The following is a 24,325-nucleotide window of genomic DNA, read 5'->3' as shown; positions in this document are numbered from 1 at the left end:
ACCCGGCCGCCCGGCCGTGGGTGGCCGCGATGGAACGGGCGCTCGACGAGGCCCGCGCGTGTCTCGCGACGGGGGACGTCCCGGTCGGCGCGGTCGTGCTCGACGCGACCGGTGCGGTGGTCGCCACGGGGCGCAACGAACGGGAGGCCCGACAGGATCCGACCGCGCACGCCGAGGTGCTCGCACTCCGCGCCGCCGCGGCACGCACGGGGGACTGGCACCTCGAGCAGCACACCCTCGTCGTCACGCTCGAGCCGTGCCCGATGTGCGCCGGCGCCGTGCTCGCCGCTCGGGTACCCCGGATCGTGTTCGGCGCGTGGGATCCGAAGGCGGGTGCGTCGGGCAGCGTCTACGACATCGCGCGCGATCGACGACTCCCACACCGGGCCGAGGTCGTCGGCGGCGTGCTCGAACAGCCCTGTGCCGCGATGCTCGACACGTTCTTCGCCGCGAGACGCTGAGGCCGCTCGGCGACCGGACGCGCCTCAGTGCCAGAACACGGCGATGAGCACGTTGACGATCGCCAGCGCTCCGGTCGTGTGGAAGAACGGCAGCGCCGCCTTCGGTCCGGCCGTCCCCGCGTCGGCCCGGCGCTGCCGCGACCGCGCCACGAACGCCGTCGTGAGGGCGATCAGCGCGATGACGAGCTTGACCCCGAGCTTGACGTGGTTCGACCCGCCGTGGGTGGTCGCGTCGATGATGCCCATGAGTGCCAGACCGGTCACGAGCTGCGTCACGAGGCCGATGACGAGCCATTGGGTCTCGATGTGCTCCTTGCGCCGGACCTGCGCGAGGAAGGCGCCGATCACGGCGGCGAGACCGAGGAAGTGGAGAGCCAGGAACACGTTCTGCAACACGGACATGCTCCGATCGTGGCGGAGGCCCGGCCGGCTCCGCCACGAAGGCGTGCCTTCCCTGTGGACGGTCGCTCGGCCTCCCGACCGGGGGAGGACGCGTCAGTCGGCCGCGCGGATGATGATCGCCTCGGTCGGCGGCCGCGGGGCGTCGTGCCGGACGTCGGGCTCGATGTAGATGACCCGGGCGACGGGCACGACGGACCGGACCCGGGCCTCCAGGGCGTCGATGCCCGCCGCGACGTCCCCCAGGCGACGGTCCCCGTCCACCGCGACCTTCGCCGCCACCATGAGCTCGTCCGGGCCGAGGTACAGGGTCTTCATGTGGATGATCGAGTCGACCTCCGGGCCGTCGAGGATCGCCCGCTTGATCGCCTGCAGGTCCGCGGGCGTCGCCCCCTCGCCGAGCAGGAGGCTCTTCGTCTCGACACCGAGCACGACCGCGACGGCGACGAGCAGGAGGGCGATGAGGATCGTGCCGATCGCGTCGAAGACGCCGTCGCCGGTGAGCGCCGTCAGACCGACGCCGAGGAACGCGAACACGAGCCCGGTGAGCGCGGCCGTGTCCTCGAGCATGACGACCGGGAGTTCGGGTGCCTTGGCCCGACGGATGTACTGCACCAGGGACTGGTCCCCGCGGTCGGACCGGGCCTCCCGCAACGCCGTCCGGAGCGAGAAGCCCTCGAGCAGGATGGAGATCGCGAGCACCGCCAGCGGGAGCCACCAGGTCTCCAGGGGGTGCGGGTGCTCGAGCTTCTCGATGCCCTCGTACAGCGAGAACACGCCGCCGATCGAGAACAGGATGATCGACACGACGAAGGCGTACACGTACCGTTCGCGGCCGTAGCCGAACGGGTGTTCCTCGTCCGCCGCCCGCTTCGACCGTCGGCCGCCGATGATGAGCAGGACCTGGTTGACCGAGTCGGCGAGGGAGTGGACGCCCTCGGCGAGCATCGACGCCGATCCGCTGATCGCGGCCGCGATGAACTTGACCACGGCGATGCCGACGTTCGCGCCGAGGGCCGCGACGATCGCCCTGTTGCCTCCGGATGCGCTCATGGTGCCCAGCCCTGCTCTCGTTCCTGTGCGGTCGGTCAGATCCTAGGATGGCCGGATGGTCCTCGATCTGCCACGTACCGCGATGCTCGGCGTCGGATCCATGTCGGGAGCGGTCCTGGACGGCCTGGTCGCCGCAGGCGTCCCCGCGGATCGCTTCGCCGTCACGAACCGGTCGGAGCCGTCCGCCGAGGCGCTCCGCGTCCGGGGCCTCGACGCCGTCGCCGTGGAGACCGACCCGGAGGCGAACCGGCGCGCCGTGCGCGGGGCGGAGCTCGTCGTCGTCGGGGTCAAGCCGTTCCTCGTCGCCGACCTGCTGCGCGAGGTGCGGGCCGACCTCGAGCCGGACGCGGTGGTGGTGAGTGTCGCCGTCGGGGTGACGAGTGTGACGATGGAGTCCCTGGTGCCGGAGGGCGTGCGGGTCGTCCGGGCGCTGCCGAACACCCCCGTGCGCGTCGGCCGCGGTGTCACCGGGGTCAGCGGGGGCAGTCGCGCCGACGCGGCGGCGGTCGCGCTCGCTTCGTCCCTCTTCGCGGTCTCGGGCGATGTGCTCGAGGTCCCCGAGGCCCAGCTCGACGCCCTCAGCGCGGTGTCCGGGTCCGGGCCCGCCTACGTGTTCCTGCTCGTCGAACAGTGGCGGCGTGCGGCCGAGTCGCTCGGGTTCGACCGCGAGCAGGCGCGGGTCATGGTCGAGGGCACGCTCCGCGGCGCGGTCGAGCTCCTCGCCACGTCGGACGACGGCCCCGAGGCCCTCCGGCGCGCGGTGACGAGTCCGAAGGGCACGACCGAGCGGGCGATCGCGGTCCTCGAGGACGCGGACCTCGAGGGGACCCTCCGCCGTGCCGCCGATGCCGCCATCGCCCGAGCCGCGGAGCTCGCCGCGCTCTGACGCACGCGCCCTGGGGCACCCCGAGGGCGTCCGGATGGCCCTCGCCGCGCGCGCCCCGTTACCCTGAGCGCATGCCCGACATCTTCGGCGTGATCGCGGACCCCACGCGGCGCCGACTGCTCGCAACCCTGCTCGAGGAGTACGGCGCGGCCGGGTCCGTCGGCGAACTCAGCGTGGGTGCGCTCGTCACGCGCCTCGGGATCAGCCAACCGACGGTGTCGAAACACCTCCGGGTGCTCCGCGACGCCGGCCTGGTGCGCACGCGCGACGAGGGCCAGCACCGCTACTACCGCCTCGACCCGGAGCCCCTCGTCGGCGTCGAGGAATGGCTCGCACCGTTCACCGGTGTCGTCGCTGCCGAGGAGGTCCCGGCGACCACGGCGTGGACCCCCGACGGCCGCCCCGTGTCGGTGCGCCGCGGCGCCGCGGGACGGTCTCGGGTGGACGTCGGCACCGAACTCGGACGGGTGATGGCCGAGGCGTCCTTCCGCGCCACGACGGCGATCTCGGGGGCGCAGACAGGCTGGGAGCGCGTGGTGGACCCGGTGCGGCGTCGGCTCCAGCGGCGTGCCGGCGAGGACGACGACTGACCCCCGTTCCCGGGGCAGCGGGCGGGCTGGACACCGCGCCACGGCCGCCCCTATGGTTGCCAGAGACCACGCAGGTCACACCATGGTCCGGAGGCGCCGGGCCCCTCCTGAAGGCAGAGCATGGCCGGCAACTTCGACGACGTGCGGTTCCTCACGGTCGCTGAGGTCGCCGAGATGATGCGCGTCTCGAAGATGACGGTCTACCGCATGGTGCACGCGGGGGAGCTCCCCGCCATCCGCTTCGGCCGGTCGTTCCGGGTCCCGGAGTCCGCCGTCGCGGAGATGCTCCGCGGTGGTGTCGCCGACGTCGGTTGAGCGCGCCACGCCCACGCCGTTCGACAACGCCGGTCGGCTCCGGTAATGTCGCACGAGGTATTTTTCCGCGGTCTCCGACCCGGTGTCCACATCAGCCGTAGGAGGGCCGTATGGGTTCTGTCATCAAGAAGCGCCGCAAGCGCATGGCGAAGAAGAAGCACCGCAAGCTGCTGCGCAAGACGCGCCACCAGCGTCGCAACAAGAAGTAGGTCCTACCGGACCTGCTCACCACGAGAGCCCCGACCGATCACCGGCCGGGGCTTCGTCGTCTCCGCACTACGCTGGACGGGTGCCCACCGTGACGCTCCTGACCAAGCCCGGATGCCACCTGTGCGACGACGCCCGTCCGATCGTCCGCTCCGTGCTCGACGCCCACCCCGACGTCGTGTTCGAGGAGCGGGACATCCTCCGGGACGACGCCCTGCGCGAGGAGTACGCGGAGGACATCCCCGTGGTCATCGTCGACGGCCGGGTCCACAGCACCTGGCGCGTCGACGCCGAGCGGTTCGAGCGTGCGCTCGCCGCGGCCGAGGCCCGCGCGTGATCCACCACGTCGTCGCCTGGCGCTTGCGCGACGACGTCGTCCGTCACGAGGCGATCGCCCACATCCGCGCCGTGCTCGAAGGCCTCGACGGCGTCGTGCCGTCGATCCGCTCCATCCGCGTGGTCGACAACGTGGCGTACCCCGGCAGCAACGCGGACGTCGCGGTGGTCGCCACGTTCGACGACCTCGCCGGGCTCGAGGCCTACCAGGTCCACCCCGAGCACCAGGCCGCCGCCGACACCGTCCGCGGAATGGTCACGGGGCGGACCGCCATCGACTGGGAGGCCTGAGCCGCGCCTCCCGGCCGTCGCTGCCGCACACGCGGGAGGCGCTGCCCCGGTGGGGAGCAGCGCCTCCTGTCGTGCGGTCGGGAACCGCTACGGGAGCAGACGGGTGGGACCGCGGAACAGGTACGTGACCTCGCGGATCGACGACTGGCCGAGCATGAGCATGAGCACCCGGGCCAGGCCCATGCCGAAGCCACCGTGCGGGGGGACGCCGTAGCGGAAGAAGTCGAGGTACCACTCGAGCTCGGCGGGGTCCAGGCCCTTCTCGACCGCCTGCTGCGTCAGGACGTCGACGCGGTGCTCGCGCTGGGCGCCCGTGGAGATCTCGGTGCCGTTGTAGATGAGGTCGTAGCTCTTCGTGAGCGTCGGGTCGTCCTCGTGACGCATGTGGTAGTACGGCCGGATCGTGGCGTCGTAGTCGGTGACGAACACGAAGTCCGAGCCGAACTGCTCCTTGGCGTACGCCGAGATCCGGCGCTCGCCCTCGGGGTCGAGGTCGCCGTCGGCGCGGGGGATCTCGTAGCCGCCCTCCGCGACGATCCGGCGGGCCTCGGCGAGCGGGATGCGCGGGAACGGCGCGGTGGGGACCTGGAGCTCGAAGCCGAAGACCTCGCTGATCTCCACGCCGTACTTGGCCTGCACGGCGGTGATGCCGGCGACGAGGAGCTCCTCGTGCATGGCCATGACGTCCTCGTGGGACTCGACCCAACTCATCTCGGCGTCGACGCTGGTGAACTCCGTCGCGTGCCGGGAGGTGAACGACGGGTCGGCCCGGAACGCGTCCGCGATCTCGAACACCGCGCCGAATCCGGCTGGCTGCGCCATCTGCTTGAAGTTCTGCGGGCTCTGCGCCAGGTACGCCGTCGTGTCGAAGTACGGCAGCTCGAACAGCTCGGCGCGGGACTCGGACGCGGACGCCATGAGCTTCGGCGTGTGGATCTCGATGAAGTCGCGCTCGACCCAGTAGGTCCGGAACGCGTGCTCGAGGGTCGTCTGGATCCGGAACACGAGGTTCTGTTTGCGGTTCCGGAGGTCGAGGAACCGCCAGTCGAGGCGCTTGTCGAGCGAGGAGTCATCGGCGATCGGCGTCTCGGGGAGCGCGGCGGTCACGACGTCGAGGCGGTCGATCTTGACCTCGATGCCACCGAGCTTGACGCGCTCGTCGTGCTTGAGCGTGCCCTGGGCCACCAGGAAGGTCCCGTGCGCGAGCCCGGAGATCGTCTCGGTCGTGGTCAGCGCCGCACGTGCGCTGTCGTCGGCGTCGTCGTCGACGGCACGGACGGCGGGGTTGACGAGCTGGACGGCGCCCGTCTCGTCGCGCAGTACGACGAACTGCACCTTCTTCTGGTCACGGACGGTCTCGACCCATCCGCCGACGGTCACGGGACCGTCGGGGAGTGCGGCGAGGTCGGCGATGCGGGTGCGTTCGATCACGGGGGTCGAGTCTAGCGGGCGGCCCCCGTCCCGCGTCGGACGCCGTGGTGAGCGCTCACGCCCGCCCGTAAGGTGGTCGCCGATGACCTCCGCAGCTGTCCCGTCCGGTCCGTCGGCACCCGTCGCCCACTCCGTGCTGCAGGCGCTGCGGTCGCCGCGCTTGCTCACGCGCGAGGTGCTCGCCGGCGTCGTGACGGCGCTCGCCCTGATCCCCGAGGCGATCTCGTTCTCGATCGTCGCCGGGGTCGACCCGGCGGTCGGCCTGTTCTCGTCGTTCGTCATCGCGGTCGTGATCGCGTTCGTCGGCGGTCGTCCTGCCATGGTCTCCGCGGCGGCCGGATCCGTGGCGCTGGTCGTCGCGCCGCTCATCCGGGACCACGGCATCGCGTACCTCGTGCCGACGATCGTCCTCGGCGGTGTGTTCCAGCTCGTGCTCGGCTTCCTCGGCGTCGCTCGTCTCATGCGGTTCATCCCGCGGAGCGTCAACGTCGCGTTCGTCAACGCGCTCGCGATCCTCATCCTCACCGCACAGCTGCCGAACCTGTTCGGTCGTGGCGTGCCGTTCGTCGTCTGGCCGCTCACGGCGCTCGGCATCGCGATCATCATCGCGTTCCCGCTCCTGACGAAGGCGGTGCCCGCCCCGCTCATCGCGGTGATCGTGGTCACCGCGCTCACGTTGCTGTTCCACGTCGACGTCCCCACGGTCGGGGACAAGGGCGCGCTGCCGTCGTCGCTGCCGACCTTCGCCGGGATCCGTGTGCCGCTCGACCTCGAGACGCTGCGGATCATCGCCCCGACGGCCTTCGGCATGGCGGTCGTGGGGCTCATCGAGACCCTGCTCACCGCACAGCTCGTCGACGCGCTCACGGACACCCGGTCGAGCGGGTGGCGCGAGTCGTGGGGGCAGGGCATCGCCAACGTCGTCAGTGCGTTCTTCGGCGGCACGGGCGGCTGCGCGATGATCGGCCAGACGGTCATCAACGTGAAGACGGCCGGGGCGCGGACCCGCGTCTCGACCTTCGTCGCCGGCGTCTCGGTGCTCGTGCTGACGGTGACCCTGCGCGGGGTGGTCGCCGAGATCCCGATGGCGGCGCTCACCGCCGTCATGGTCATGGTGTGCGTCGCGACGTTCGACTGGCACAGCGTCCGTCCGCGGACCCTCCGCCGGATGCCGCTCGGGGAGACGGGCGTCATGGTGATCACGGTCGTGGTCGTCGTGTTCACCGACAACCTCGCCACCGGCGTGCTCATCGGCGTCGTCGTGTCCGCGCTCGTGTTCGCCCGGAGGGTCGCCCACGTCGTGTCCGTCGAGCGGGAGGTCCGTGGCGACCTCGTCCGCTACCGGGTGCACGGCGCGCTCTTCTTCGCCTCGTCGAGCGATCTGCCCACGCGGTTCTCGTACGCCGAGGACCCGGCACGGGTGGAGATCGACCTCGCCGGCGCCCAGGTGTGGGACGCGTCGACGGTCGCCGCGCTGGACGCGATCGAGCAGCGGTACGCGATGCACGGTGCGACCGTCGAGGTGGTGGGGCTCGACACCCGGTCGCTGCGGATCCACACGCGGTTGTCGGGCCACCTGTCCTGACGGGCCCGCCCGGGCCTCCCGGACGCCGCTGCTGAGCGGTTCCGCATACCCGTGCGGCAACTGGGTGGGAGGTGGACGCGCCGCCCGACCTACACTGGAGGCCATGCCCGCGACCCGCTTGCACCTCGTTCGTCACGGCGAGGTCCACAACCCCGATGGCGTCCTGTACGGACGCCTGCCGGGGTTCCGGCTGAGCGAGCTCGGCCAGCGCATGGCCGCGGCCGCCGCACGGTCGTTCGTCGACGCCGGAGTGGACGTCCGTGCGGTCGTCGCATCGCCCCTGCAGCGGACGCAGGAGTCGGCCGCGCCGTGGGCCGAGGCGTACGACCTCGACGTCCGGCTCGACGAGCGGCTCATCGAGCCGACGAACCGGTACGAGGGCCAGCCGCCGGGTTTCACACGGCGGTCGGTCGCCCGGCCGACGGAGTGGCCGTGGATCGCGAACCCGTTGCGGCCGAGTTGGGGCGAGGCCTACGCGTCCATCGCGAACCGCATGACGGCCGCGCTCGAGACCGCGTGGGGGAGCATCGACGGGGGTGACGTCGTCCTCGTGAGCCACCAGCTCCCGATCTGGACGGTGCACCGCCGGCTGGCCGGCGAGCACCTCTGGCACGACCCGCGTGCCCGTCGGTGCGCGCTGTCGAGCATCACGAGCGTGGAACGCCGTGGCGGGCGCTTCGTCGAGGTCGGCTACGCCGATCCCGCGGGTCCGCTCCGGGCCGGAGCCGTCGACATGGGAGCAGTGTGATCACCACCAGCACGACCGTCCAACCGCGGCGCCGTTCGACCCGCGCCCGCCTCGCCGTCGCGATCACCGGTGCCGTCGTCGCGGCCCTCGCGCTCGCCGGCTGCTCGTCGAGCTCGAACGACCAGTTGACGAACCAGTACGGCAAGGGCACCACGCAGAACTACATCTCCGGCGACGGTGCGGTGACCGAGGTCGCCGCCGACAAGCGGAGCGCACCCGTGACCTTCTCGGCCACCACCGACGACGGCGACCACGTGTCGAGTGCCGCGCTCAAGGGCAAGGTCGTCGTCCTCAACTTCTGGTACGCCGGGTGCCCGCCCTGTCGCGCCGAGGCGAAGTACCTCAACCAGTCGTACGGGACGTTCCAGGGCAAGGACGTCGCGTTCGTCGGGGTCAACGTGCGCGACCGGAAGCCGACCGCCGAGGCGTTCGAGCGCACCTTCCGGACGGCGTACGGCTCGGTCCTCGACGCCGACCACGGGACCATGCAGCTCGCCCTCTCGGGCACGATCGCCCCGAACTCCGTCCCTACCACGATCGTGCTCGACAAGCAGGGACGCGTCGCCGCGCGCGTCCTCGGTGCGGTCGACTCGTCGAGCATCATCGACACCCTCGTGAGCGACGAGCTCAACGGGAACGCCTGACCCGTGACCGGCGGCAACCCCTTCTCCGACGCGATCCTCAGCGGTCAGATGGCCGTCGCACTGCCCGTCGCGGCGCTCGCCGGGTTGGTGTCGTTCCTGTCGCCCTGCGTGCTGCCGCTCGTGCCCGGGTACCTCGGGTACGTCGGTGGCGTCACCGAGGTCGGGCGACGTCGTGGCCGCGTCCTGCTCGGCGTCCTGTTCTTCGTGCTCGGGTTCACGGTCGTCTTCGTCGCGTACACGACCGTGTTCGGCGCGCTCGGCTTCTGGCTCGTGCGCTGGCGCGACCTCCTCACCCAGGTGCTCGGGGTCGTCGTCATCGCCATGGGGTTGGTGTTCGTCGGCCGGTTCACGTTCCTGCAGCGCACCGTCAAGCCGTCCTGGTCGCCCGCCACGGGCCTCGTCGGGGCGCCGCTGCTCGGCGTCGTGTTCGGCCTCGGCTGGACCCCGTGCCTCGGCCCGACGCTCGCCGCGATCAACCTGCTCAGCGTGCAGGCCGGCAGCGCGTGGCAGGGCATGTGGCTCGGCGTCGCCTACTGCATCGGACTCGGCATCCCGTTCCTGCTCGTCGCGCTCGGCGCCGGGTGGGCGTCGAGCGCCCTCCGCACGGTCCGGCGCCACATCCGCCTCGTCAACGTCATCGGAGGAGCGATCCTGATCGTCATCGGTCTGCTCATGGTCACCGGACTCTGGTCGGCCATCATGTCGAGCGTCGGGGCGGTGATCCAGAGCTATGTCCCGCTCGTCTGACGCCCGGGAGGCCCGGATCGCCGCAGCGGTTCCGGTCACGGACCGCACGTCCACGGCTGCCTCCACCGGCATGGACGAGGCCGACGGCACGACGATCGTCGGCGACCCGATGCGCCCGTCCGACCACGTCGACGCCGCTCCCACGTCGGGCGGCACCGGTGGTGGCGGTACCGGCGGCGGTGGCGGTGGGGGCGGCGACGACGGCGGGGTGAACCAGCCGGCGCTGTCGTTCCTCGGCTACGTCCGGTTCTTCTGGCGCCAGCTGACGAGCATGCGCACGGCGCTGTTCCTGCTCATGCTGCTCGCGCTCGCCGCGATCCCCGGGTCGCTCGTGCCGCAGCGCACGGCCGACCCGAACGGCGTGACGCAGTACCAGGTCGACCACCCGACGTTGTACCCGGTCCTCGACAAGCTGCAGGTGTTCGACACCTACACCTCGGTGTGGTTCTCCGCGATCTACCTCCTGCTGTTCGTGTCCCTGATCGGCTGCATCATCCCGCGGACACGCCACCACTGGCAGGCCCTCCGGACCCGCCCGCCCCGCACGCCGGTCCGCCTCGGGCGCCTCGCCGGGTACCAGCGCATCGCGGTCGACCCGACCACGGGGGGGTCCGCGACGGGCCCGGCTCCGGCCCTCCCGACCGCCGAGACCGCCGTGACGAGCGCGATGACGCTGCTCAAGCGGTCGGGCTACCGGGTGGAGCGCTTCGGCGACTCGGTGAGCGCCGAGCGCGGCTACCTGCGCGAGACCGGGAACCTCGTGTTCCACACCGCGCTCGTCGGTGTCCTGCTCGCGGTCGGCATCGGTGGCGGGTTCAGCTACACGGGGCAGCGGCTCCTCGTCGAGGGCCAGACGTTCTCGAACGTGCTCGGCTCGTACGACTCGTTCAACCCGGGGCGCTGGTTCAGCCAGTCGCAGCTGCACGGCTACAACCTGACGCTCGACGACTTCACGACGACGTACGAGCAGAAGAACCTCAACGCGCTCGGTCAGGCGACGGACTACAAGGCCGTCGTGACCGCCCGGACCAAGGGCGGTGCGGCGACCAAGCGCACCATCAAGGTGAACGACCCGTTGTCGATCGGTGGGACGAACGTGTACCTGCTCGGCAACGGGTACGCGATGGACGTCACCGTGCGCGACGGCGACGGGCACGTGGCGTTCGAGGACGTGGTCCCGTTCCTGCCGCAGGACACGAACTACACCTCGCTCGGCGTGGTCAAGGTCCCGGACGCGCAGCCGGACCAGCTCGGCATGGTCGGGTTCTTCTACCCCACCGCGGTCAAGCAGGCGACGGGCGCCTACACGTCGAACTACCCGGACACCGAGAACCCGCTGCTGAGCCTGCAGGTCTACACGGGCGACCTCGGCCTCGACGACGGCGTCCCGCGCTCCGTGTACCAGCTCTCGACGAAGGGGCTGCAGCAGATCGCGGGGACGACGGCGGCGCACGGCGCGATCGAGCTCGAGCCGGGCCAGACGAAGCGACTGCCCGACGGCACCGGCTCGATCACCTTCAACGGCGTCAAGCGGTACGTCTCGCTCGACGTCCACCACGACGCCTCGCAGCTGTGGGTCGCCGGCTTCGCGATCCTCGCGGTCGCCGGACTCCTCACCTCGCTGTTCGTGCCGCGTCGGCGGGTGTGGGTCAAGGCCGTCGGCCGCCCCGGCGAGGACGGCTTCGACCTCGAGTACGCCGGTCTGGCGCGCGGCGAGGACCCGAACCTCGAGCGCGCGGTCGACGAGATCGCCGAGCGGCACACGGCCGGGCTCGGGGTGGCGCCGACGGCGGCGGCCTCGCTGACCTGACGCGCGCTGGCGTCCCGATCGGGACGCCGGCGGCGCGGGTCGTGCTCCGCCCGTACCGGCGCACGGGCGGGTCCTGGTTGCATCGACCGGGAGGAGGCCCGATGCGTTCGATCGACTACAGCGACGCCCACGTGCTGACGGGGGACGCCATCGCCGACGCCGTCGTGGACTACGCGGCCGAGCTGGCGCACCAGGCCACGGCCGAGCCCGTGCGGATCCCGGCCCGAGCCGCCGACGGGTCGGTGGTGCACGTGTCGCTCCTCGTCGGGCCGGCGAGCGAGATCGTGCTCTCGGACGTCCCGGACGCGGACGGCGAGGAACTCGTCGACGACGAGACGGTGGCGGAGATCCGCCGGCGGATCATGCTCCTGCGTGAGCCGCAGCCCATCACGACACGACTCGAGGACATCGTCGCCCCGGGCGACGAGGAGGTCTGAGCGATGGGACATCTGACGTACGGCGCGATGCGCCTCGGGATGGAGATCGAGGACCGCACGCTCGCGCACCTGCAGGTCGTGATCGTGAACCGGCTGCGACGCGGGGACAGCTTCGCGTTCTCGTGGAAGGACGACGTCCGCGTCGGCGACGGCCGCACCACGATCTGGTTGCACCCGTACTGCGAGCTGCACTTCAAGTTCATCGGGGGCCGACCTCCGCGCCTCAACCGGGCGTGGATCGCGGCACTCGACGACGCGGCGGGCAGCGGGACGGGCCTGTACCTGCTCGCGGAACCCCCGGAGGGCGAGGCGCAGACGCGGCGGCCCGAGCTGTCGACCGGAGCGGTGTGAACCGGGGGACGCCCGCGGTGCGGATCCGCTCAGACTGCGGCCGCTCGACCGCCCCGGCCCCGGCAGGGTCAGGGGCGCGCGGTACCATCAGGGCGTGAACGACATGACCTCGGACCTCGCGCAGTACTCGGTCGTCCTCGTGTACTCGGCGATGGCCGTGTACCTCATCGCGTTCATCTCGTTCATCCTCGACGTCGCCAAGCGGTCCGGGGACGTGCAGCTCGAGCGCTCGGCGCGGCAGGAACAGCGGGCCGAGGCCCGGACGGTCGCGACGGTCCAGGGCGGCACGGTCGTGCTCGAGCGGGTCGAGGCGCCGGTCGACCGGCCCCGGTCGGGCAGCCGGTTCGAGCGCGTCGGCATGGCGATGATGGTGCTCGGGCTCGTGATCCACGTCGGGTCGATCGTGCTCCGCGGTGTCGCCGCGCACCGCGTGCCGTGGGCGAACATGTTCGAGTTCTCGCTCACCGGCACCGGGATCATCGTCGCGATCTTCCTCGCCGTGCAGTTCTGGCAGAACCTGAAGTTCCTCGGCGTGTTCGTCAGCGGACTCGTCCTGATCCTGCTCGGCATCGCGACCGTCAACTTCTACGTCGACGTCGTGCCCCTCCCGCCGGCGCTGCAGTCGTACTGGCTCGTCCTCCACGTGTTCGTGGCGATCTGCGGCACGGGCTTCTTCGCCCTCGGCGCCGGGCTCGCGGTGTCGCAGCTCGTGCAGACCTACCGGCAGGGCCGCGGCGGCGACGTCAAGCAGCTCCGCTTCATGGAGACCCTCCCCGACGCCGACCGGCTCGAGGTCATGACCTACCGCGTGCTGCTCGTCGGGTTCGTGCTCTGGACCTTCACCCTCATCGCGGGCGCGATCTGGGCCGAGCGTGCCTGGGGCCGCTACTGGGGGTGGGACACCAAGGAGGTCTGGACCTTCATCATCTGGGTGATCTACGCCGGGTACATCCACGCGCGCGCGACCCGTGGATGGCGGGGTGCGCGGTCGTCCTGGCTGGCCCTCATCGGGTTCGCGGCCGTGATGTTCAACTTCTCGGTCGTCAACCTGTTCTTCAAGGGGCTGCACAGCTACTCCGGACTGTGAGGCAGCGCGGGACGCCTGCCCGTCCCGTCACGCGGCGAGGAGTGCGTGCGTCCGACGCAGCCGCTCGATCCACCAGGAGCGGCGGTCGGGCGCGGCTGCGTGGCGCTCCAGCAGGTCCGGCGCGACGTCGACGCGACGGACCGCGATCCTCCCGTCCTGCGGCAGGATCGGCCGGGCCGTGACGTCGCCCCGGAACATCGCGGCGGTGCCGAGTCCCGAGGCGAATCCGTCAGCCGCCACCGCTGCGGCGAGGTGCGCGCCCATGCTGATCCCGACGGACGTGTCGAGCGCGCTCGAGACGACGCACGGCAGCCCGGCCTCGGCGACGACGCGCCCTGCGGCGGTGATCCCTCCGAGGGGCTGCGCCTTGACGACGAGGACGTCCGCGGCACCCGCGCGCGCGACGGCGAGCGGGTCCTCTGCCTTGCGCACGCTCTCGTCGGCCGCGATCGCGACGCCGAGCCCCTGGAGACGCCGTCGCAGCGCCGCGAGTTCCGGCACGGTCGCGCACGGCTGCTCGGCGTACTGCAGGCCGAACGGCGCGAGGGCCTCGAGCGCCCGTGCGGCGTCGTCGACCGACCACAGTCCGTTCGCGTCGACGCGCACGGCGGCGTCGTCGCCCATCACGGCCCGGACCGCACGGACCCGGGCGACGTCGTCGGCGAGGCCGGTGCCCGGCTCCGCGACCTTGACCTTGGCCGTCCGGCACCCGGGGTAGCGGGCGAGCACCTCGGGGACCGCGTCCGCGGGCACGGCGGGCACGGTCGCGTTGACGGGCACGGTGTCGGCGTCCGCCCGATGCGGTCGCCAGCCGAAGTCGACGGCGGCGCGGAGCCATGCGGCCGCCTCGGCGTCGTCGTACTCGACGAACGGCGAGAACTCGGTCCAGCCCTCGGGGCCACGCAGCAGCATGGCCTCGCGCACCGTGATCCCGCGGAACCGGACACGCATGGGCAGCGCCACGACGTGCGCGGCGGCCAGGAGCTCGTCGATCGACGGGATCGGAGCGGTGGGTGGGGGAGTCACGGTCGTCACCCCCCGATCCTCCCAGGCGCGCTCAGGTGCCGCGCCGTGTGCTCGGAGGCGACCGCCAGTTCCGGCCGTTAGCATCCTCAGGTCGAGCGGCCGCCGGGTCGCGCGAACCAGGGACGGGAACGACCGGGAACGGTCGGAGATGACGCGGGGAGAGCCGGTGACGCCGAAGTCGCAGCAGCGCACCGGAGGCCGTCGACCCGCCTCGTCCACGCGTCGTGTCGCTCCCGACGGCGCCCGTGGGGTGCGGGCCGTCGATCGGTCCGACGAGTTCGCGCAGCTGCTGCGGACGAACACGGTCGACGTCGACCGACCGCCCAGTCGTGCCCGCCGGAGCCCGGTCGTCGGCAAGGTCGGGCTGGCCCTGGCCGTGGCGAGTGTGGCGGTGGACGCGAGTGCGTTCGCCGTCTTCATGGGCGGCGAGGTCGACTTCGCGGGCGGGATCTGCTTCGTGGTGGTGTTCCTCACCGTGATCGCCGCGGTGCTCGGGTTCGTCGCCGCGGTCGGCGGTCTCGGCCGCTGGTACGGCGTCGTGGCGGTGTTCATCGCGTTCGCCGCGAACCCCGTCGTCATCGTGGTCGTCCTCGTCGTGGCGGCGCCCGAGGTGCTCACGCAGTTCGGCAGCTGACCGAGGCCGAGGCTGAAGCCGGTCGGGGCCGCCGGATAGGCTCGGAGCATGGCTGCACCCGTCTCCGACACCTTCGATCCCGACGTCTGGGACGCGGCGCCGATCGCCGCATCGTTCACGGACATCACGTACCACAAGCACGTGTCGGGCGGGATCGTCCGCATCGCCTTCGACCGTCCCGAGGTCCGGAACGCGTTCCGACCGCGCACCGTCGACGAGCTGTACCGCGCGCTCGACGACGCCCGGCAGGACCCCCGCGTCGGCTGCGTACTCCTGACCGGCAACGGACCGAGCCCGAAGGACGGGGGCTGGGCGTTCTGTTCGGGCGGCGATCAGCGCATCCGCGGGCGCAGCGGCTACGAGTACGTCGGCGACGAGGGCGCCCCGCCCGAGGGGGTCGACCCGGCGGCGGCACAGGCGTCGATGGGCCGCCTGCACATCCTCGAGGTCCAGCGCCTCATCCGGATGATGCCGAAGGTCGTCATCGCGGTCGTGTCCGGTTGGGCGGCCGGCGGTGGGCACTCCCTGCACGCGGTGTGCGACCTGACCATCGCGAGCGCGGAGCACGGCCGGTTCAAGCAGACGGACGCCGACGTCGGCTCGTTCGACGGCGGGTACGGCAGCGCCTACTACGCCCGGCAGATCGGCCAGAAGGCCGCGCGCGAGGTCTTCTTCCTCGCCCGGGAGTACAGCGCCCAGCGTGCCTACGAGATGGGCGCGGTGAACCTCGTGGTCCCGCACGCGGACCTCGAGCGGACCGCGATCGAGTGGGGCGAGACCATCCTCGGCAAGTCACCCACCGCGATCCGGATGCTCAAGTACGCGTTCAACGCGGTCGACGACGGCCTGGTCGGGCAGCAGGTGTTCGCCGGCGAGGCCACGCGGCTCGCGTACGCCTCGGACGAGGCCGTGGAGGGGCGCGACGCGTTCCTCGAGAAGCGCACGCCGGAGTGGACCGCGTACCCGTGGCACTACTGATGCATCGGTGGGGCGTGACGGCGGTGAGCCGACGCCGATGACGCGGCCGCTCCTCCCGGTCCCCACCGACGACCCGTTCGACGTGCTGCGGGCGCTCGAGTCCGCGCTGTCCGGCGGGCCGGCGATCCTGCCGTGGACGCCGTCACCCCGGTCTGCGTCGGTGCCGTCGTCGGACCCGACGTCCTCCACACCGCCCGCCGTCGTGCCGCGTCGGGTCGCCCTCGTGGTCGAGACGAGCGGATCGACCGGCGCCGCGAAGCGGGTCGCGCTGTCGTCCGAGGCGCTGTTGGCCGGCGCCGCGGCGGCGGACGCGGCGCTCGGCGGTCCGGGCGGTTGGGTGCTGGCGCTGCCGACGCACTACATCGCCGGTCTCAACGTCCTCACCCGCTCCGTCGCCGCGGGCACCAGCCCCGTCGTCGTGCCGCCCGGGCATTTCGACCCGACGGCGTTCGCCGACGCGGTCGACCGCCTGCACGCCGACCGCCGGTACACGTCGCTCGTCCCGGCGCAGCTGGCACGCGTGCTCGACGATGCCCGTGCGACCGCCGCGCTGGCCGGGCTCGACGCGGTGCTCGTCGGGGGACAGGCGACCCCGATCGCGCTGCGCGACCGCGCGCGTGCCGCCGGTGCCCGGATCGTCACCACCTACGGCGCGAGCGAGACGAGCGGCGGCTGCGTGTACGACGGTGTCCCGCTCGGCCCGGTCCGCACGCGGCTCGTCGACGGCGGCCTCGAACTGTCCGGTCCGATGCTCGCCGAGGGGTACCTGGACGACCCGGAGCGCACCGCCGCCGCGTTCGTCGAGGGCGGCGGGTTCCGCTGGTACCGCACCGCGGACGCCGCCGAGATCGCGGCCGACGGCACGGTGCGTGTGGTCGGCCGCCTCGACGACGTCGTCATCTCCGGTGGCGAGAAGGTCGCGCTCGGCGCGGTCGAACGGGTCGTCCGGGAGGCCCCGGGCCAGTCCGGCGCGGTCGTCACCCGCCGCGCCTCCGACCGCTGGGGCGAGGTGCCCGTCGTCGTGACCGACGTCGCGGTGGACGTCGCGGTGCTCCGGGAGCGCGTCGGCGCCGTGCTCGGTCGTGCCGCCCGGCCGGCCGCCGTCGTGGTGGTCGACGCCGTGCCCATGCTCCCGACGGGCAAGCCGGACCGACGCGCGGTGCAGCGGCTCGCCGCCGACGCCGCTCCCAGCGGCTCGATGGACACCTGACGATACGATCGGTGGCCGTGGCACAACGAGGCAAGGGACCCCGACCGACGTCGAAGCGCCGATCCGGACGGCCCGGTGGCCGACCGGTCGGGCGCCCCCAGAAGGCGACCGCACGCGACTGGATCGGCGGCGCCCGGCTCCGCACCCTCACGCTCGGCGTCGTCCCGGTCGTGCTCGGGACCGCCGTCGCGTACGTCGACGGTGGGTACGACCTCGGCATCGCGCTGCTGTGCCTCGCGGTCGCCCTGTTCCTGCAGATCGGGGTGAACTACAGCAACGACTACTCCGACGGCGTCCGCGGCACGGACCGCTACCGCGTCGGCCCGGCGCGGCTCACGGGCTCCGGCAGAGCGCGTCCGCGGACGGTGCTCACCGTCGCGCTGACGTTCTTCGGGCTCGCGGCGGTCGCGGGTGTCGTGATCGTCGTGCTCACCGGGCTCTGGTGGCTCCTGGCGGTCGGCGCCGCGGCGATCCTGGCCGCGTGGTTCTACACGGGCGGCAAGCGGCCGTACGGGTACAACGCGCTCGGCGAGGTCTTCGTGTTCGTGTTCTTCGGCCTCGTCGCGGTGCTCGGGACCGAGTTCGTCCAGATCCACCACGTGACCCTGAACGCCTGGGCCGCGGCGGTCGCCGCCGGGCTGTTCGCGTGCGCGGTGCTCATGGTCAACAACATCCGGGACATCGACGAGGACCGTCTGGCGGGCAAGCGCACCCTGGCGGTCGTGCTCGGTAGCCGCGCCGCGCGGACCCTGTACGTCCTGTTCCTCGTCCTGCCGTACGTCGTGCTCGTGTGGTTCGTCGTGCTGTACTTCCGCACGGGCTACACGTACTTCACGCTGCTCCTGGCGCTGCCGGCCGCGATCATCGGCGCGACGTCGAGCCGCCCGCGAGAGCTCATCACGGCGCTGCAGCTGTCGTCGTTCTCGGCGCTCGCGTACGGCATCGTGCTCGGCATCGCGCTCGCGCTCGCGCCCTAGGGCAGACAGCGATCGCGACGTCGCTGCCAGGGCGGCTGCCTCCGCCAGGAGGTCTGCGGCAGCGGGGGCCGGGCTCCAGCGGGATCAGGCCCCGGCGGGATCAGGCGTCGGCGGGATCAGGCGTCAGCGGGATCAGGCGTCGGCGCGGGGCGACGCGGGACGCTCGACGACGCCCGGCTCAGCGCTCCGGGCCGGGTCGACCGACGGAGCAGCGGAGTCCTCGGCGTCGACGAAGTCGTCCTCGAAGTCGGTGTCCTCATCGTGGTCGGGCCCGCGTCGCCGCTCGGCGAAGCTGGTCGCCACCTGCCACCGCAGCTTCGGCAGCGCGATGTACGAGATGAGCAGCCCGACGAGCGCGGCGCCGATCGTCGCCACGGGCCACGGCAGCCGGATGACGAGGAAGACCGCGAGCAGGACCGCGAAGATCCCGATCCTCGCCAGGGAGTACACCAGCCACGACTTCACCCGACGATTCTACGGTCGGGCGACGACGCGGGAGCTGAGCGTCCGGCGACCCGTGTGCACGTCCCGGCGCGTCCCAGCCGGAGCGACCTACACTCCGTCCATGGTGAAGTTCCTCATCGGCGCCGTCGTCGCCGCCGTTGCGTTCACCGTGTACGCCGTCATCGACTGTGCATGGGTGCCGCGCGATCGGGTCCGTGCCCTCAACAAGCCCCTGTGGATCGTCCTCGTCGTCGTCCTGCCGATCATCGGCGCCGTGCTCTGGTACCTGCTCGGGCGGGCCCCGGCACGGGCGGTGCCCCGGCAGCGGTACCGTGGGCCGGACGACGACCCGGACTTCCTCGGCGCCACCGCGCGCGCCGGGATGACCCGCAGCGAGAAAGAGCAGAGCGACGCAACCCTCCGGCACCTCGAACAACAGCTCGCCGACCTCGACGACGACCCCGGCGCCAGCGGCGGCCCCGGCGGCGACCGCCCCGACCGGTAGTCCCGGCAGCGATTCCCCGGCCCGGCCCGCAGGATCCGGGAGCCCGGCGACCGACTTCGCGGTGGCGTTCCTGCTCGAGCTGGCCCGCGCCGGCGTCACGGACGTCGTCGTGAGCCCGGGGTCGCGGTCGCAGGCCCTCGCCCTGGCCGCGGCCGCCGTCGAGCGCGCCGGTGCCCTCCGGGTCCACGTCCGGCTCGACGAGCGGACCGCCGCGTTCTTCGCGCTCGGACTCGCGGTCGAGACGCAACGGCCGGCCGCGGTCGTCACGACGTCCGGGACGGCCGTGGCGAACCTCCACCCGGCCGTGCTCGAGGCCCACCACTCGGGCGTCCCGATGATCGTGGTGAGCGCCGACCGACCCGACGAGCTCCGTGGCATCGGCAGCAACCAGACCACGCACCAGCCGGGGGTCTTCGGCGCCGCCACGCGGTTCGTCCGGGACGTCGAGGCGCCGACCACCCACGGAGTGGACGACTCCACCCGGGCCACGCTCCGGGCACTCGCCCGCCAGGCCGTCGCGGCGGCGGCCGGCCACGACGGGCCTCCCGGGCCGGTGCAGGTGAACCTCGCCTTCCGCGAGCCGCTCTCGGCCGCGGTCGGGGCCGTGACGGCCCCCGAGCCGCACGAGGTCGACGCCGACTTCGCCACCCGTCGCACCGGACCCGCACCCGAGCGCGACCACGACCTGGTCGTCGACGCCGACCCCGCCACGGTGGTGGTCGCGGGCCACGACGCCGGCGCGGACGCCGAGCGCATCGCGTGGGAGCTCGGCGCCCCCCTCCTGGCCGAGGTCTCGAGCGGCGCCCACTTCGGTCGCAACCTCGTCGTGGCCTACCGTCAACTGCTCCGTGACCCCGCCTTCGGCGGTCGCGTCCGCCGCGTGGTGGTGCTCGGGCACCCGACGCTCAGTCGTGAGGTCCCGGCGCTCCTCCAGCGCGCGGACGTCGAGGTCGTCGTGGTGCGGGGCGCAGCGGCCGAGGCGTACGACCCCGGTAGCGCCGCCCGTCCTCCGCACCCGGCCGTCGTCGTCCCGGGCATCCGCGTCGACGGGCGCCCGGGGCCGGAGCACCGCGCATGGGTGGGCACCTGGGTGGGTGCGAGCCGTGCCCTCCTCGGCGACGGGGACACCGCCCCCGATCTCGACGCCAAGCGGTCCGCCGACCGTGCGGAACGGGCGCAGTTCTTCCGCGACGAGCTCGCGGTGCGGCGGCGTCCCGTGGACCGGGCGATGCTCGTCGACGCGGTCTGGGGTGCCACCTGGCCGCACGACCGCCTCGTGTTCGGTGCGTCGCTGCTCATCCGGGTGGCGGACGGCCGCGTCCCGGGCAAGAAGGTGCGGGTGCACGCGAACCGCGGACTGGCGGGCATCGACGGCACGATCTCGACCGCGCTCGGCATCGCCGCCGGAGTCGAGGCCTCGGGCGCGACGGGGGGCACGACCCGCGTCCTCGTCGGCGACCTGACGTTCCTGCACGACCTCGGCGGGCTGGTGACGGGCGTCGAGGAGCGGCGCCAGCGCCTCCAGATCGTGGTCGGCAACGACGGCGGGGGTGCGATCTTCGGCGGGCTCGAGGTCGCCGCGACGACCGACCCGGCGGACATGCGCCGGATGATGGCGACACCGCAGGTGGTCGAGATCGAGCCCGTCGTCCGTGGCCTCGGGTGGGAGTACCGTCGCGCCGCCACCTGGGCCGAGCTCGAGCAGGTCCTCACGGATCCGGCCGACCGACTCGTCATCGAGGTGCCGCTCCAGGTCTGACCGCCTCCTGGGGTGGCCGGGAGGTCCGGCTCAGGCGAGCGCGTCGGTGACGGGCCGGAGCTTCAACGCCGTCTCCGCGACCTCGCGGTCCGGTACGGACCCGGCGACGATCCCGGCACCGGCCCACGCGGTCACGGTGCCGTCGTCGTCGATCTGCGCGCTCCGCAGCGCGAGCATCCACTCGCCGTCGCCGGAGGCACCCATCCATCCCACGGGTCCGGCGTACCGGCCGCGGTCCGTGCCCTCCAGTCGGGCGATGAGGTCGAGCGCAGCCGCTCGCGGCGTACCGGCCACCGCCGCGGTGGGGTGGAGGACGTCGGCGACGTCGAGGGCGGTCGTGCCCTCGGGCAGCGTGGCCGACACGTCGCTGGCGAGGTGCCAGAGGTTCGGGAGCTGCAGGCGGAACGGTGCGGGATCGGCCCGCACGTCCGTGGCGACCGTGCCGAGCGCCTCGACGAGGCTCGCCCGCGCGAAGGCGTGTTCCTCGAGGTCCTTCGGGTCGGCGGCCAGGGACTCCGCGGCGAGGCGGTCCGATTCGGCGTCCGCACCGCGCGCGGCACTGCCCGCGAGCACCCGCGCGGTGAGCGTCCGCCCGTCGGTACGGGCGAGTGTCTCCGGCGTCGCGCCGACGAGGCCGTCGACCGCGAACGTCACGCAGTCCGGGTACGCCGCGGCGAGGTCGACGAGGACCCCCCGGCGGTCGGCGTCGGCCGGGAGGCGCGCCACGCGGTCACGGGCGAGCACCACCTTCTCGACCCCGCCGGCGCGGATCACCCGGACGGCCTCGGCGACCGCGGCCGCGTAGGCGTCCTCGTCGATGCGACCGGGACCGAACGCGGCCGAGAGGTGGGCGGGCGCCGGGGTGGGCAGGGTGATCGACGCGGTCGCGGTGGTCGGGACGACGTCCGCCACGACCGCGGGGAACGCGTCGCCGTCGAGGGGCTCGGGGTCGATCGTCGTCATCCACGCCCGCCCGTGACGGCGACCGATGACGATCCGCGGCACGACGAGCACGCTCGGGGCGGCGGAGTCGTCGGCGAAGGCGAAGGCCCCGAACGCGACGAGTCCGGTCCCGCGGACCCGGAGGCCGTCCTCGACGGTGGCGCGCTCCACGAGGCGGCGCCAGGTGGCGGAGGCGTCGCGCATCCGGGCCGGGCCGGTGAACACGAACCGCACGGCCTCGCCGATGCCGACGATGCCGTCACCGCGCCGGACGAAGGCGAGGGGACGGTCGGGGAGCGTCGCGGCCAGCACGTCCCCCGGGTCGTCCAGCATGCGGGTCGCGACGGTCAGACGGGGGGTCTCGACGGCGGTCAGGGGCACCCCACGATGGTACGCGTCCGGCCTCCGCGGGCCCGCCGTCGTACGGCTGCCGTCCGGCGTCGACCAACTAGGATGGCTCCTCGTGAGCAGGGCGGACATGGAGAAGCGGCCGGACGAGGTGGCGGCGATGTTCGACGACGTCGCGGCACGGTACGACCTGACGAACGACATCCTCTCGGCGGGCAACGCGGCGCTCTGGCGCGTGGCGACGACCCGCGCGGTGGACCCCCGGCCCGGCGAACGTGTGCTCGACCTCGCCGCCGGCACCGGGACGAGCTCGGTCGCGTTCGCCAAGCGCGGCGCCGAGGTCACGGCGCTCGACCTGTCCGCGGGCATGATCGAGGTCGGCCGACAGCGTCACCCCGAGATCACCTTCGTCCACGGTGACGCCGAGCAACTCCCCTTCGAGGACGATTCGTTCGACGCCGTCAGCATCTCCTTCGGGCTCCGCAACGTCAACGAGCCGTCCGTGGCGCTCGCCGAGATGTACCGGGTGCTCAAGCCCGGGGGCCGCGTCGTCATCTGCGAGTTCTCGACCCCGCCGCTCGCCGTCCTGCGCCTGTCGTACACGGCCTACCTCAAGCGGGTCCTGCCGGGCATCGCGCGGCTGTCGAGCAGCAACCCGGCGGCGTACCGGTACCTCGCCGAGTCGATCTCCGCGTGGCCCGACCAGCAGGTGCTGAGCCAGTGGCTGCGCGGTGTGGGGTTCACGATGGTGGCGTACCGGAACCTCACCGCCGGTATCGTGGCACTCCACCGCGGTCGCAAGCCGGTCGCGGGTGCCGTGCGCGAGTCCGCCGCACGCCGGGCGAAGGCACGGCGTGCCCACCAGCCGACGGGGGAGCAGCCCCGCGTCGGGACGGAGCCGGACGCGCCCGCGGCGGAACGACCGGGAGCGTGACCGCCGGGGCCAGCCCCGCGGCCGAGCCCACCGATCCGGTCCACGACGAACGGTCCGCGTCGGACCCAGTCCCCAGTACGGAGCAGCAGTGAACCCGAGTGTCCCCGTCGCCCGACGCGCGCCCAGCCTGCGTGCGTCGCTCGGCGTCGGTGAGCGGATGTTCGCGACCCCCGCGGAGCGCCGGTTCGTCGGCCGGATCGACGACGGGCTCGAACTCGTCGAACAGCAGCTCGACGAGGCCATGCGGTCGGCCGACACCCTCGCCGACACGACGAGCCGCTACCTGCTGTCGGCTGGCGGCAAGCGCATCCGCCCCACCCTGACCCTGCTCATCGCGCAGCTCGGCGAGGGCGTGACCGACGCCGTGGTCCGTGCCGCCGTGAGCGTCGAGATGACCCACCTCGCCTCGCTGTACCACGACGACGTCATGGACGAGGCGCCGGTCCGACGGGGTGTGCCGAGCGCCCACGTGACCTACGGCAACAACGTCGCGATCCTGACGGGTGACCTGCTCTTCGCCCGCGCGAGCCTCATCACGGCCGAGCTCGGCGTCGAGGGCATCCGCATGCAGGCCGAGACCTTCGCCCGCCTGTGCCTCGGGCAGCTCCACGAGACGACCGGCCCCGGCCCGGACGACGACCCGGTCGCGCACTACATCCAGGTGCTGAGCGACAAGACCGGGTCCCTCATCGCCACCGCTGCCCGCGCCGGGATCATGTTCTCCGGAGCCGACCGGAAGTACCTGCCCGCCGTCGCGGAGTTCGGCGAGAAGGTCGGGGTCGCCTTCCAGCTCGTCGACGACGTCATCGACCTCGCCCCCGCCGGTGACCGCACGGGCAAGATCACGGGCAACGACCTCCGCGCCGGTGTCGTCACGCTGCCGCTCCTGCACCTGCGGCGCGCCGCGGCGACGGACGCCGCGGCGGCGGACCTCGTCCGGCGCATCGAACGCGACGTCACCGGTGCCGCGGACGACGCGGTGACGAGCGCGCCGTACCTGTCGGCGGTCACGGACCTCCGCGAGCACGAGGCCACCGCGGCGACCCGCGCCGTCGCGCACCGCTGGGCGGACGAGGCCGTCGCGGCCATCGCACCGCTGCCGTCCGGGCCGGTCAAGCGCGCCCTCACCCGCTTCGCGGAGTCGGTCGTCGACCGCACCCGCTGACCCGCGACGCTCGTCGCACGCCGAA

The 24,325-nt window shown here is 72.7% G+C and carries 29 protein-coding genes; 23 read left to right on the top strand and 6 right to left on the bottom strand.

Annotation, left to right across the window (positions count from 1 at the left end):
• Window positions 1–29: 29 nt before the first annotated feature.
• The gene (locus DEI94_RS11120) at window positions 30–461 is read left to right on the top strand and encodes a nucleoside deaminase (protein WP_111009606.1); all 432 of its coding nucleotides are present in this window, start codon (window positions 30–32) and stop codon (window positions 459–461) included.
• 24 nt (window positions 462–485) lie between these two features.
• Here DEI94_RS11120 and DEI94_RS11115 read toward each other — a convergent pair whose 3' ends face one another.
• Window positions 486–863 (bottom strand): hypothetical protein, encoded by a 378-nt coding sequence (locus DEI94_RS11115; RefSeq protein ID WP_111027041.1) that lies wholly within the window; start codon window positions 861–863, stop codon window positions 486–488.
• A 93-nt stretch (window positions 864–956) separates the two neighbouring features.
• Complete coding sequence (locus DEI94_RS11110) at window positions 957–1,913, bottom strand: cation diffusion facilitator family transporter (RefSeq protein WP_111027040.1); 957 nt, start codon at window positions 1,911–1,913, stop codon at window positions 957–959.
• 55 nt (window positions 1,914–1,968) lie between these two features.
• Here DEI94_RS11110 and proC point away from each other — a divergent pair, with 55 nt between their 5' ends.
• From proC to DEI94_RS11080, 6 genes are all read left to right on the top strand, one after another.
• Entirely contained in the window at window positions 1,969–2,799 is an 831-nt protein-coding gene (proC, locus tag DEI94_RS11105; protein ID WP_111027039.1) for a pyrroline-5-carboxylate reductase, read from the top strand.
• A 71-nt stretch (window positions 2,800–2,870) separates the two neighbouring features.
• Complete coding sequence (locus tag DEI94_RS19745; RefSeq protein ID WP_111009412.1) at window positions 2,871–3,389, top strand: ArsR/SmtB family transcription factor; 519 nt, start codon at window positions 2,871–2,873, stop codon at window positions 3,387–3,389.
• A gap of 120 nt (window positions 3,390–3,509) precedes the next feature.
• Window positions 3,510–3,704 carry a helix-turn-helix domain-containing protein gene (locus DEI94_RS11095; RefSeq protein WP_111009413.1) on the top strand — a complete coding sequence of 65 codons (195 nt, stop codon included), beginning with the start codon at window positions 3,510–3,512 and terminating at the stop codon, window positions 3,702–3,704.
• A 110-nt stretch (window positions 3,705–3,814) separates the two neighbouring features.
• Entirely contained in the window at window positions 3,815–3,913 is a 99-nt protein-coding gene (locus DEI94_RS11090; protein WP_003792170.1) for a 30S ribosomal protein bS22, read from the top strand.
• 80 nt (window positions 3,914–3,993) lie between these two features.
• Window positions 3,994–4,248: a glutaredoxin family protein gene (locus DEI94_RS11085; protein WP_181434854.1), complete on the top strand. Its 255-nt coding sequence runs from the start codon at window positions 3,994–3,996 to the stop codon at window positions 4,246–4,248.
• The gene (locus tag DEI94_RS11080; protein WP_181434852.1) at window positions 4,245–4,538 is read left to right on the top strand and encodes a Dabb family protein; all 294 of its coding nucleotides are present in this window, start codon (window positions 4,245–4,247) and stop codon (window positions 4,536–4,538) included. Before DEI94_RS11085 ends, DEI94_RS11080 begins: the two co-directional genes overlap by 4 nt.
• Before the next feature lie 87 nt (window positions 4,539–4,625).
• Here the strand turns inward: DEI94_RS11080 and aspS are convergent, their stop codons facing one another.
• Window positions 4,626–5,969: an aspartate--tRNA(Asn) ligase gene (gene aspS / locus DEI94_RS11075; RefSeq protein WP_111013554.1), complete on the bottom strand. Its 1,344-nt coding sequence runs from the start codon at window positions 5,967–5,969 to the stop codon at window positions 4,626–4,628.
• Between the two features lie 82 nt (window positions 5,970–6,051).
• Between aspS and DEI94_RS11070 the strand changes: the two genes are divergently transcribed.
• The 8 genes from DEI94_RS11070 to ccsB all read left to right on the top strand — a co-directional run bounded on the left by DEI94_RS11070 (window position 6,052) and on the right by ccsB (window position 13,378).
• Window positions 6,052–7,554 (top strand): SulP family inorganic anion transporter, encoded by a 1,503-nt coding sequence (locus DEI94_RS11070; RefSeq protein WP_111027038.1) that lies wholly within the window; start codon window positions 6,052–6,054, stop codon window positions 7,552–7,554.
• A gap of 103 nt (window positions 7,555–7,657) precedes the next feature.
• A complete protein-coding gene (locus tag DEI94_RS11065) occupies window positions 7,658–8,302 on the top strand; it encodes a histidine phosphatase family protein (RefSeq protein WP_111009417.1) in 645 nt (214 codons plus the stop codon).
• Complete coding sequence (locus tag DEI94_RS11060) at window positions 8,299–8,946, top strand: TlpA family protein disulfide reductase (RefSeq protein WP_258378026.1); 648 nt, start codon at window positions 8,299–8,301, stop codon at window positions 8,944–8,946. The genes DEI94_RS11065 and DEI94_RS11060 overlap by 4 nt, the downstream gene beginning before the upstream one ends.
• A gap of 48 nt (window positions 8,947–8,994) precedes the next feature.
• On the top strand, window positions 8,995–9,693 hold the full coding sequence (locus DEI94_RS11055; RefSeq protein ID WP_111027070.1) for a cytochrome c biogenesis CcdA family protein: 699 nt from the start codon (window positions 8,995–8,997) through the stop codon (window positions 9,691–9,693).
• A gap of 70 nt (window positions 9,694–9,763) precedes the next feature.
• Window positions 9,764–11,503, top strand: a complete 1,740-nt coding sequence (gene resB / locus DEI94_RS11050; RefSeq protein ID WP_502869677.1) for a cytochrome c biogenesis protein ResB — start codon at window positions 9,764–9,766, stop codon at window positions 11,501–11,503.
• 101 nt (window positions 11,504–11,604) lie between these two features.
• Window positions 11,605–11,940, top strand: a complete 336-nt coding sequence (locus tag DEI94_RS11045) for a hypothetical protein (RefSeq protein WP_111027037.1) — start codon at window positions 11,605–11,607, stop codon at window positions 11,938–11,940.
• Window positions 11,941–11,943: 3 nt separating this feature from the next.
• Window positions 11,944–12,291, top strand: coding sequence for a DUF7882 family protein (locus DEI94_RS11040; RefSeq protein WP_111009419.1), 348 nt, complete (start codon window positions 11,944–11,946; stop codon window positions 12,289–12,291).
• Window positions 12,292–12,394: 103 nt separating this feature from the next.
• Window positions 12,395–13,378 (top strand): c-type cytochrome biogenesis protein CcsB, encoded by a 984-nt coding sequence (gene ccsB / locus DEI94_RS11035; RefSeq protein WP_111027036.1) that lies wholly within the window; start codon window positions 12,395–12,397, stop codon window positions 13,376–13,378.
• A gap of 27 nt (window positions 13,379–13,405) precedes the next feature.
• Here ccsB and DEI94_RS11030 read toward each other — a convergent pair whose 3' ends face one another.
• A complete protein-coding gene (locus DEI94_RS11030) occupies window positions 13,406–14,413 on the bottom strand; it encodes an o-succinylbenzoate synthase (RefSeq protein WP_284183707.1) in 1,008 nt (335 codons plus the stop codon).
• A gap of 139 nt (window positions 14,414–14,552) precedes the next feature.
• Between DEI94_RS11030 and DEI94_RS11025 the strand changes: the two genes are divergently transcribed.
• The 4 genes from DEI94_RS11025 to DEI94_RS11010 are packed head-to-tail and all read left to right on the top strand — an operon-like array spanning window position 14,553 to window position 18,203.
• On the top strand, window positions 14,553–15,038 hold the full coding sequence (locus tag DEI94_RS11025; protein ID WP_146249509.1) for a hypothetical protein: 486 nt from the start codon (window positions 14,553–14,555) through the stop codon (window positions 15,036–15,038).
• A gap of 48 nt (window positions 15,039–15,086) precedes the next feature.
• Window positions 15,087–16,016 carry a 1,4-dihydroxy-2-naphthoyl-CoA synthase gene (locus DEI94_RS11020; protein ID WP_111027033.1) on the top strand — a complete coding sequence of 310 codons (930 nt, stop codon included), beginning with the start codon at window positions 15,087–15,089 and terminating at the stop codon, window positions 16,014–16,016.
• Window positions 16,017–16,053: 37 nt separating this feature from the next.
• The gene (locus tag DEI94_RS11015; RefSeq protein WP_111027068.1) at window positions 16,054–17,226 is read left to right on the top strand and encodes an AMP-binding protein; all 1,173 of its coding nucleotides are present in this window, start codon (window positions 16,054–16,056) and stop codon (window positions 17,224–17,226) included.
• Between the two features lie 17 nt (window positions 17,227–17,243).
• Window positions 17,244–18,203 carry a 1,4-dihydroxy-2-naphthoate polyprenyltransferase gene (locus DEI94_RS11010; RefSeq protein WP_181435327.1) on the top strand — a complete coding sequence of 320 codons (960 nt, stop codon included), beginning with the start codon at window positions 17,244–17,246 and terminating at the stop codon, window positions 18,201–18,203.
• A 132-nt stretch (window positions 18,204–18,335) separates the two neighbouring features.
• Here DEI94_RS11010 and DEI94_RS11005 read toward each other — a convergent pair whose 3' ends face one another.
• On the bottom strand, window positions 18,336–18,668 hold the full coding sequence (locus DEI94_RS11005) for a DUF4229 domain-containing protein (RefSeq protein WP_111013548.1): 333 nt from the start codon (window positions 18,666–18,668) through the stop codon (window positions 18,336–18,338).
• A 100-nt stretch (window positions 18,669–18,768) separates the two neighbouring features.
• Between DEI94_RS11005 and DEI94_RS11000 the strand changes: the two genes are divergently transcribed.
• Window positions 18,769–19,152, top strand: coding sequence for a PLD nuclease N-terminal domain-containing protein (locus DEI94_RS11000; RefSeq protein WP_111009424.1), 384 nt, complete (start codon window positions 18,769–18,771; stop codon window positions 19,150–19,152).
• A 61-nt stretch (window positions 19,153–19,213) separates the two neighbouring features.
• Window positions 19,214–20,911, top strand: coding sequence for a 2-succinyl-5-enolpyruvyl-6-hydroxy-3-cyclohexene-1-carboxylic-acid synthase (gene menD / locus DEI94_RS10995; protein WP_111027032.1), 1,698 nt, complete (start codon window positions 19,214–19,216; stop codon window positions 20,909–20,911).
• Window positions 20,912–20,941: 30 nt separating this feature from the next.
• Here menD and DEI94_RS10990 read toward each other — a convergent pair whose 3' ends face one another.
• Window positions 20,942–22,228, bottom strand: a complete 1,287-nt coding sequence (locus DEI94_RS10990; protein ID WP_375334628.1) for an isochorismate synthase — start codon at window positions 22,226–22,228, stop codon at window positions 20,942–20,944.
• Between the two features lie 88 nt (window positions 22,229–22,316).
• Here DEI94_RS10990 and DEI94_RS10985 point away from each other — a divergent pair, with 88 nt between their 5' ends.
• Both DEI94_RS10985 and DEI94_RS10980 read left to right on the top strand, forming a co-directional pair.
• Complete coding sequence (locus DEI94_RS10985) at window positions 22,317–23,135, top strand: demethylmenaquinone methyltransferase (protein WP_111009427.1); 819 nt, start codon at window positions 22,317–22,319, stop codon at window positions 23,133–23,135.
• An 88-nt stretch (window positions 23,136–23,223) separates the two neighbouring features.
• Window positions 23,224–24,300: a polyprenyl synthetase family protein gene (locus DEI94_RS10980; protein ID WP_111027030.1), complete on the top strand. Its 1,077-nt coding sequence runs from the start codon at window positions 23,224–23,226 to the stop codon at window positions 24,298–24,300.
• Window positions 24,301–24,325: the final 25 nt, after the last annotated feature.

Source organism: Curtobacterium sp. MCBD17_040, from assembly GCF_003234805.2.
Classification (GTDB): Bacteria; Actinomycetota; Actinomycetes; order Actinomycetales; family Microbacteriaceae; genus Curtobacterium.
This window is presented reverse-complemented; position numbering and strand designations above follow the sequence as displayed.

Excerpts from the sequence above, each read along its gene's own strand:
- DEI94_RS11070 (WP_111027038.1), top strand. The coding sequence starts at position 6,052 with ATGACCTCCGCAGCTGTCCCGTCCGGTCCGTCGGCACCCGTCGCCCAC.
- ccsB (WP_111027036.1), top strand. The coding sequence starts at position 12,395 with ATGACCTCGGACCTCGCGCAGTACTCGGTCGTCCTCGTGTACTCGGCG.
- DEI94_RS11095 (WP_111009413.1), top strand. The coding sequence starts at position 3,510 with ATGGCCGGCAACTTCGACGACGTGCGGTTCCTCACGGTCGCTGAGGTC.
- DEI94_RS11110 (WP_111027040.1), bottom strand. The coding sequence starts at position 1,913 with ATGAGCGCATCCGGAGGCAACAGGGCGATCGTCGCGGCCCTCGGCGCG.
- DEI94_RS11065 (WP_111009417.1), top strand. The coding sequence starts at position 7,658 with ATGCCCGCGACCCGCTTGCACCTCGTTCGTCACGGCGAGGTCCACAAC.
- DEI94_RS11000 (WP_111009424.1), top strand. The coding sequence starts at position 18,769 with ATGGTGAAGTTCCTCATCGGCGCCGTCGTCGCCGCCGTTGCGTTCACC.
- DEI94_RS11015 (WP_111027068.1), top strand. The coding sequence starts at position 16,054 with ATGACGCGGCCGCTCCTCCCGGTCCCCACCGACGACCCGTTCGACGTG.
- resB (WP_502869677.1), top strand. The coding sequence starts at position 9,764 with ATGGACGAGGCCGACGGCACGACGATCGTCGGCGACCCGATGCGCCCG.
- DEI94_RS11025 (WP_146249509.1), top strand. The coding sequence starts at position 14,553 with ATGACGCGGGGAGAGCCGGTGACGCCGAAGTCGCAGCAGCGCACCGGA.
- DEI94_RS11020 (WP_111027033.1), top strand. The coding sequence starts at position 15,087 with ATGGCTGCACCCGTCTCCGACACCTTCGATCCCGACGTCTGGGACGCG.
- DEI94_RS11055 (WP_111027070.1), top strand. The coding sequence starts at position 8,995 with ATGGCCGTCGCACTGCCCGTCGCGGCGCTCGCCGGGTTGGTGTCGTTC.
- proC (WP_111027039.1), top strand. The coding sequence starts at position 1,969 with ATGGTCCTCGATCTGCCACGTACCGCGATGCTCGGCGTCGGATCCATG.
- DEI94_RS11045 (WP_111027037.1), top strand. The coding sequence starts at position 11,605 with ATGCGTTCGATCGACTACAGCGACGCCCACGTGCTGACGGGGGACGCC.
- DEI94_RS11120 (WP_111009606.1), top strand. The coding sequence starts at position 30 with ATGGAACGGGCGCTCGACGAGGCCCGCGCGTGTCTCGCGACGGGGGAC.
- DEI94_RS19745 (WP_111009412.1), top strand. The coding sequence starts at position 2,871 with ATGCCCGACATCTTCGGCGTGATCGCGGACCCCACGCGGCGCCGACTG.
- DEI94_RS11040 (WP_111009419.1), top strand. The coding sequence starts at position 11,944 with ATGGGACATCTGACGTACGGCGCGATGCGCCTCGGGATGGAGATCGAG.
- DEI94_RS11090 (WP_003792170.1), top strand. The coding sequence starts at position 3,815 with ATGGGTTCTGTCATCAAGAAGCGCCGCAAGCGCATGGCGAAGAAGAAG.
- DEI94_RS11115 (WP_111027041.1), bottom strand. The coding sequence starts at position 863 with ATGTCCGTGTTGCAGAACGTGTTCCTGGCTCTCCACTTCCTCGGTCTC.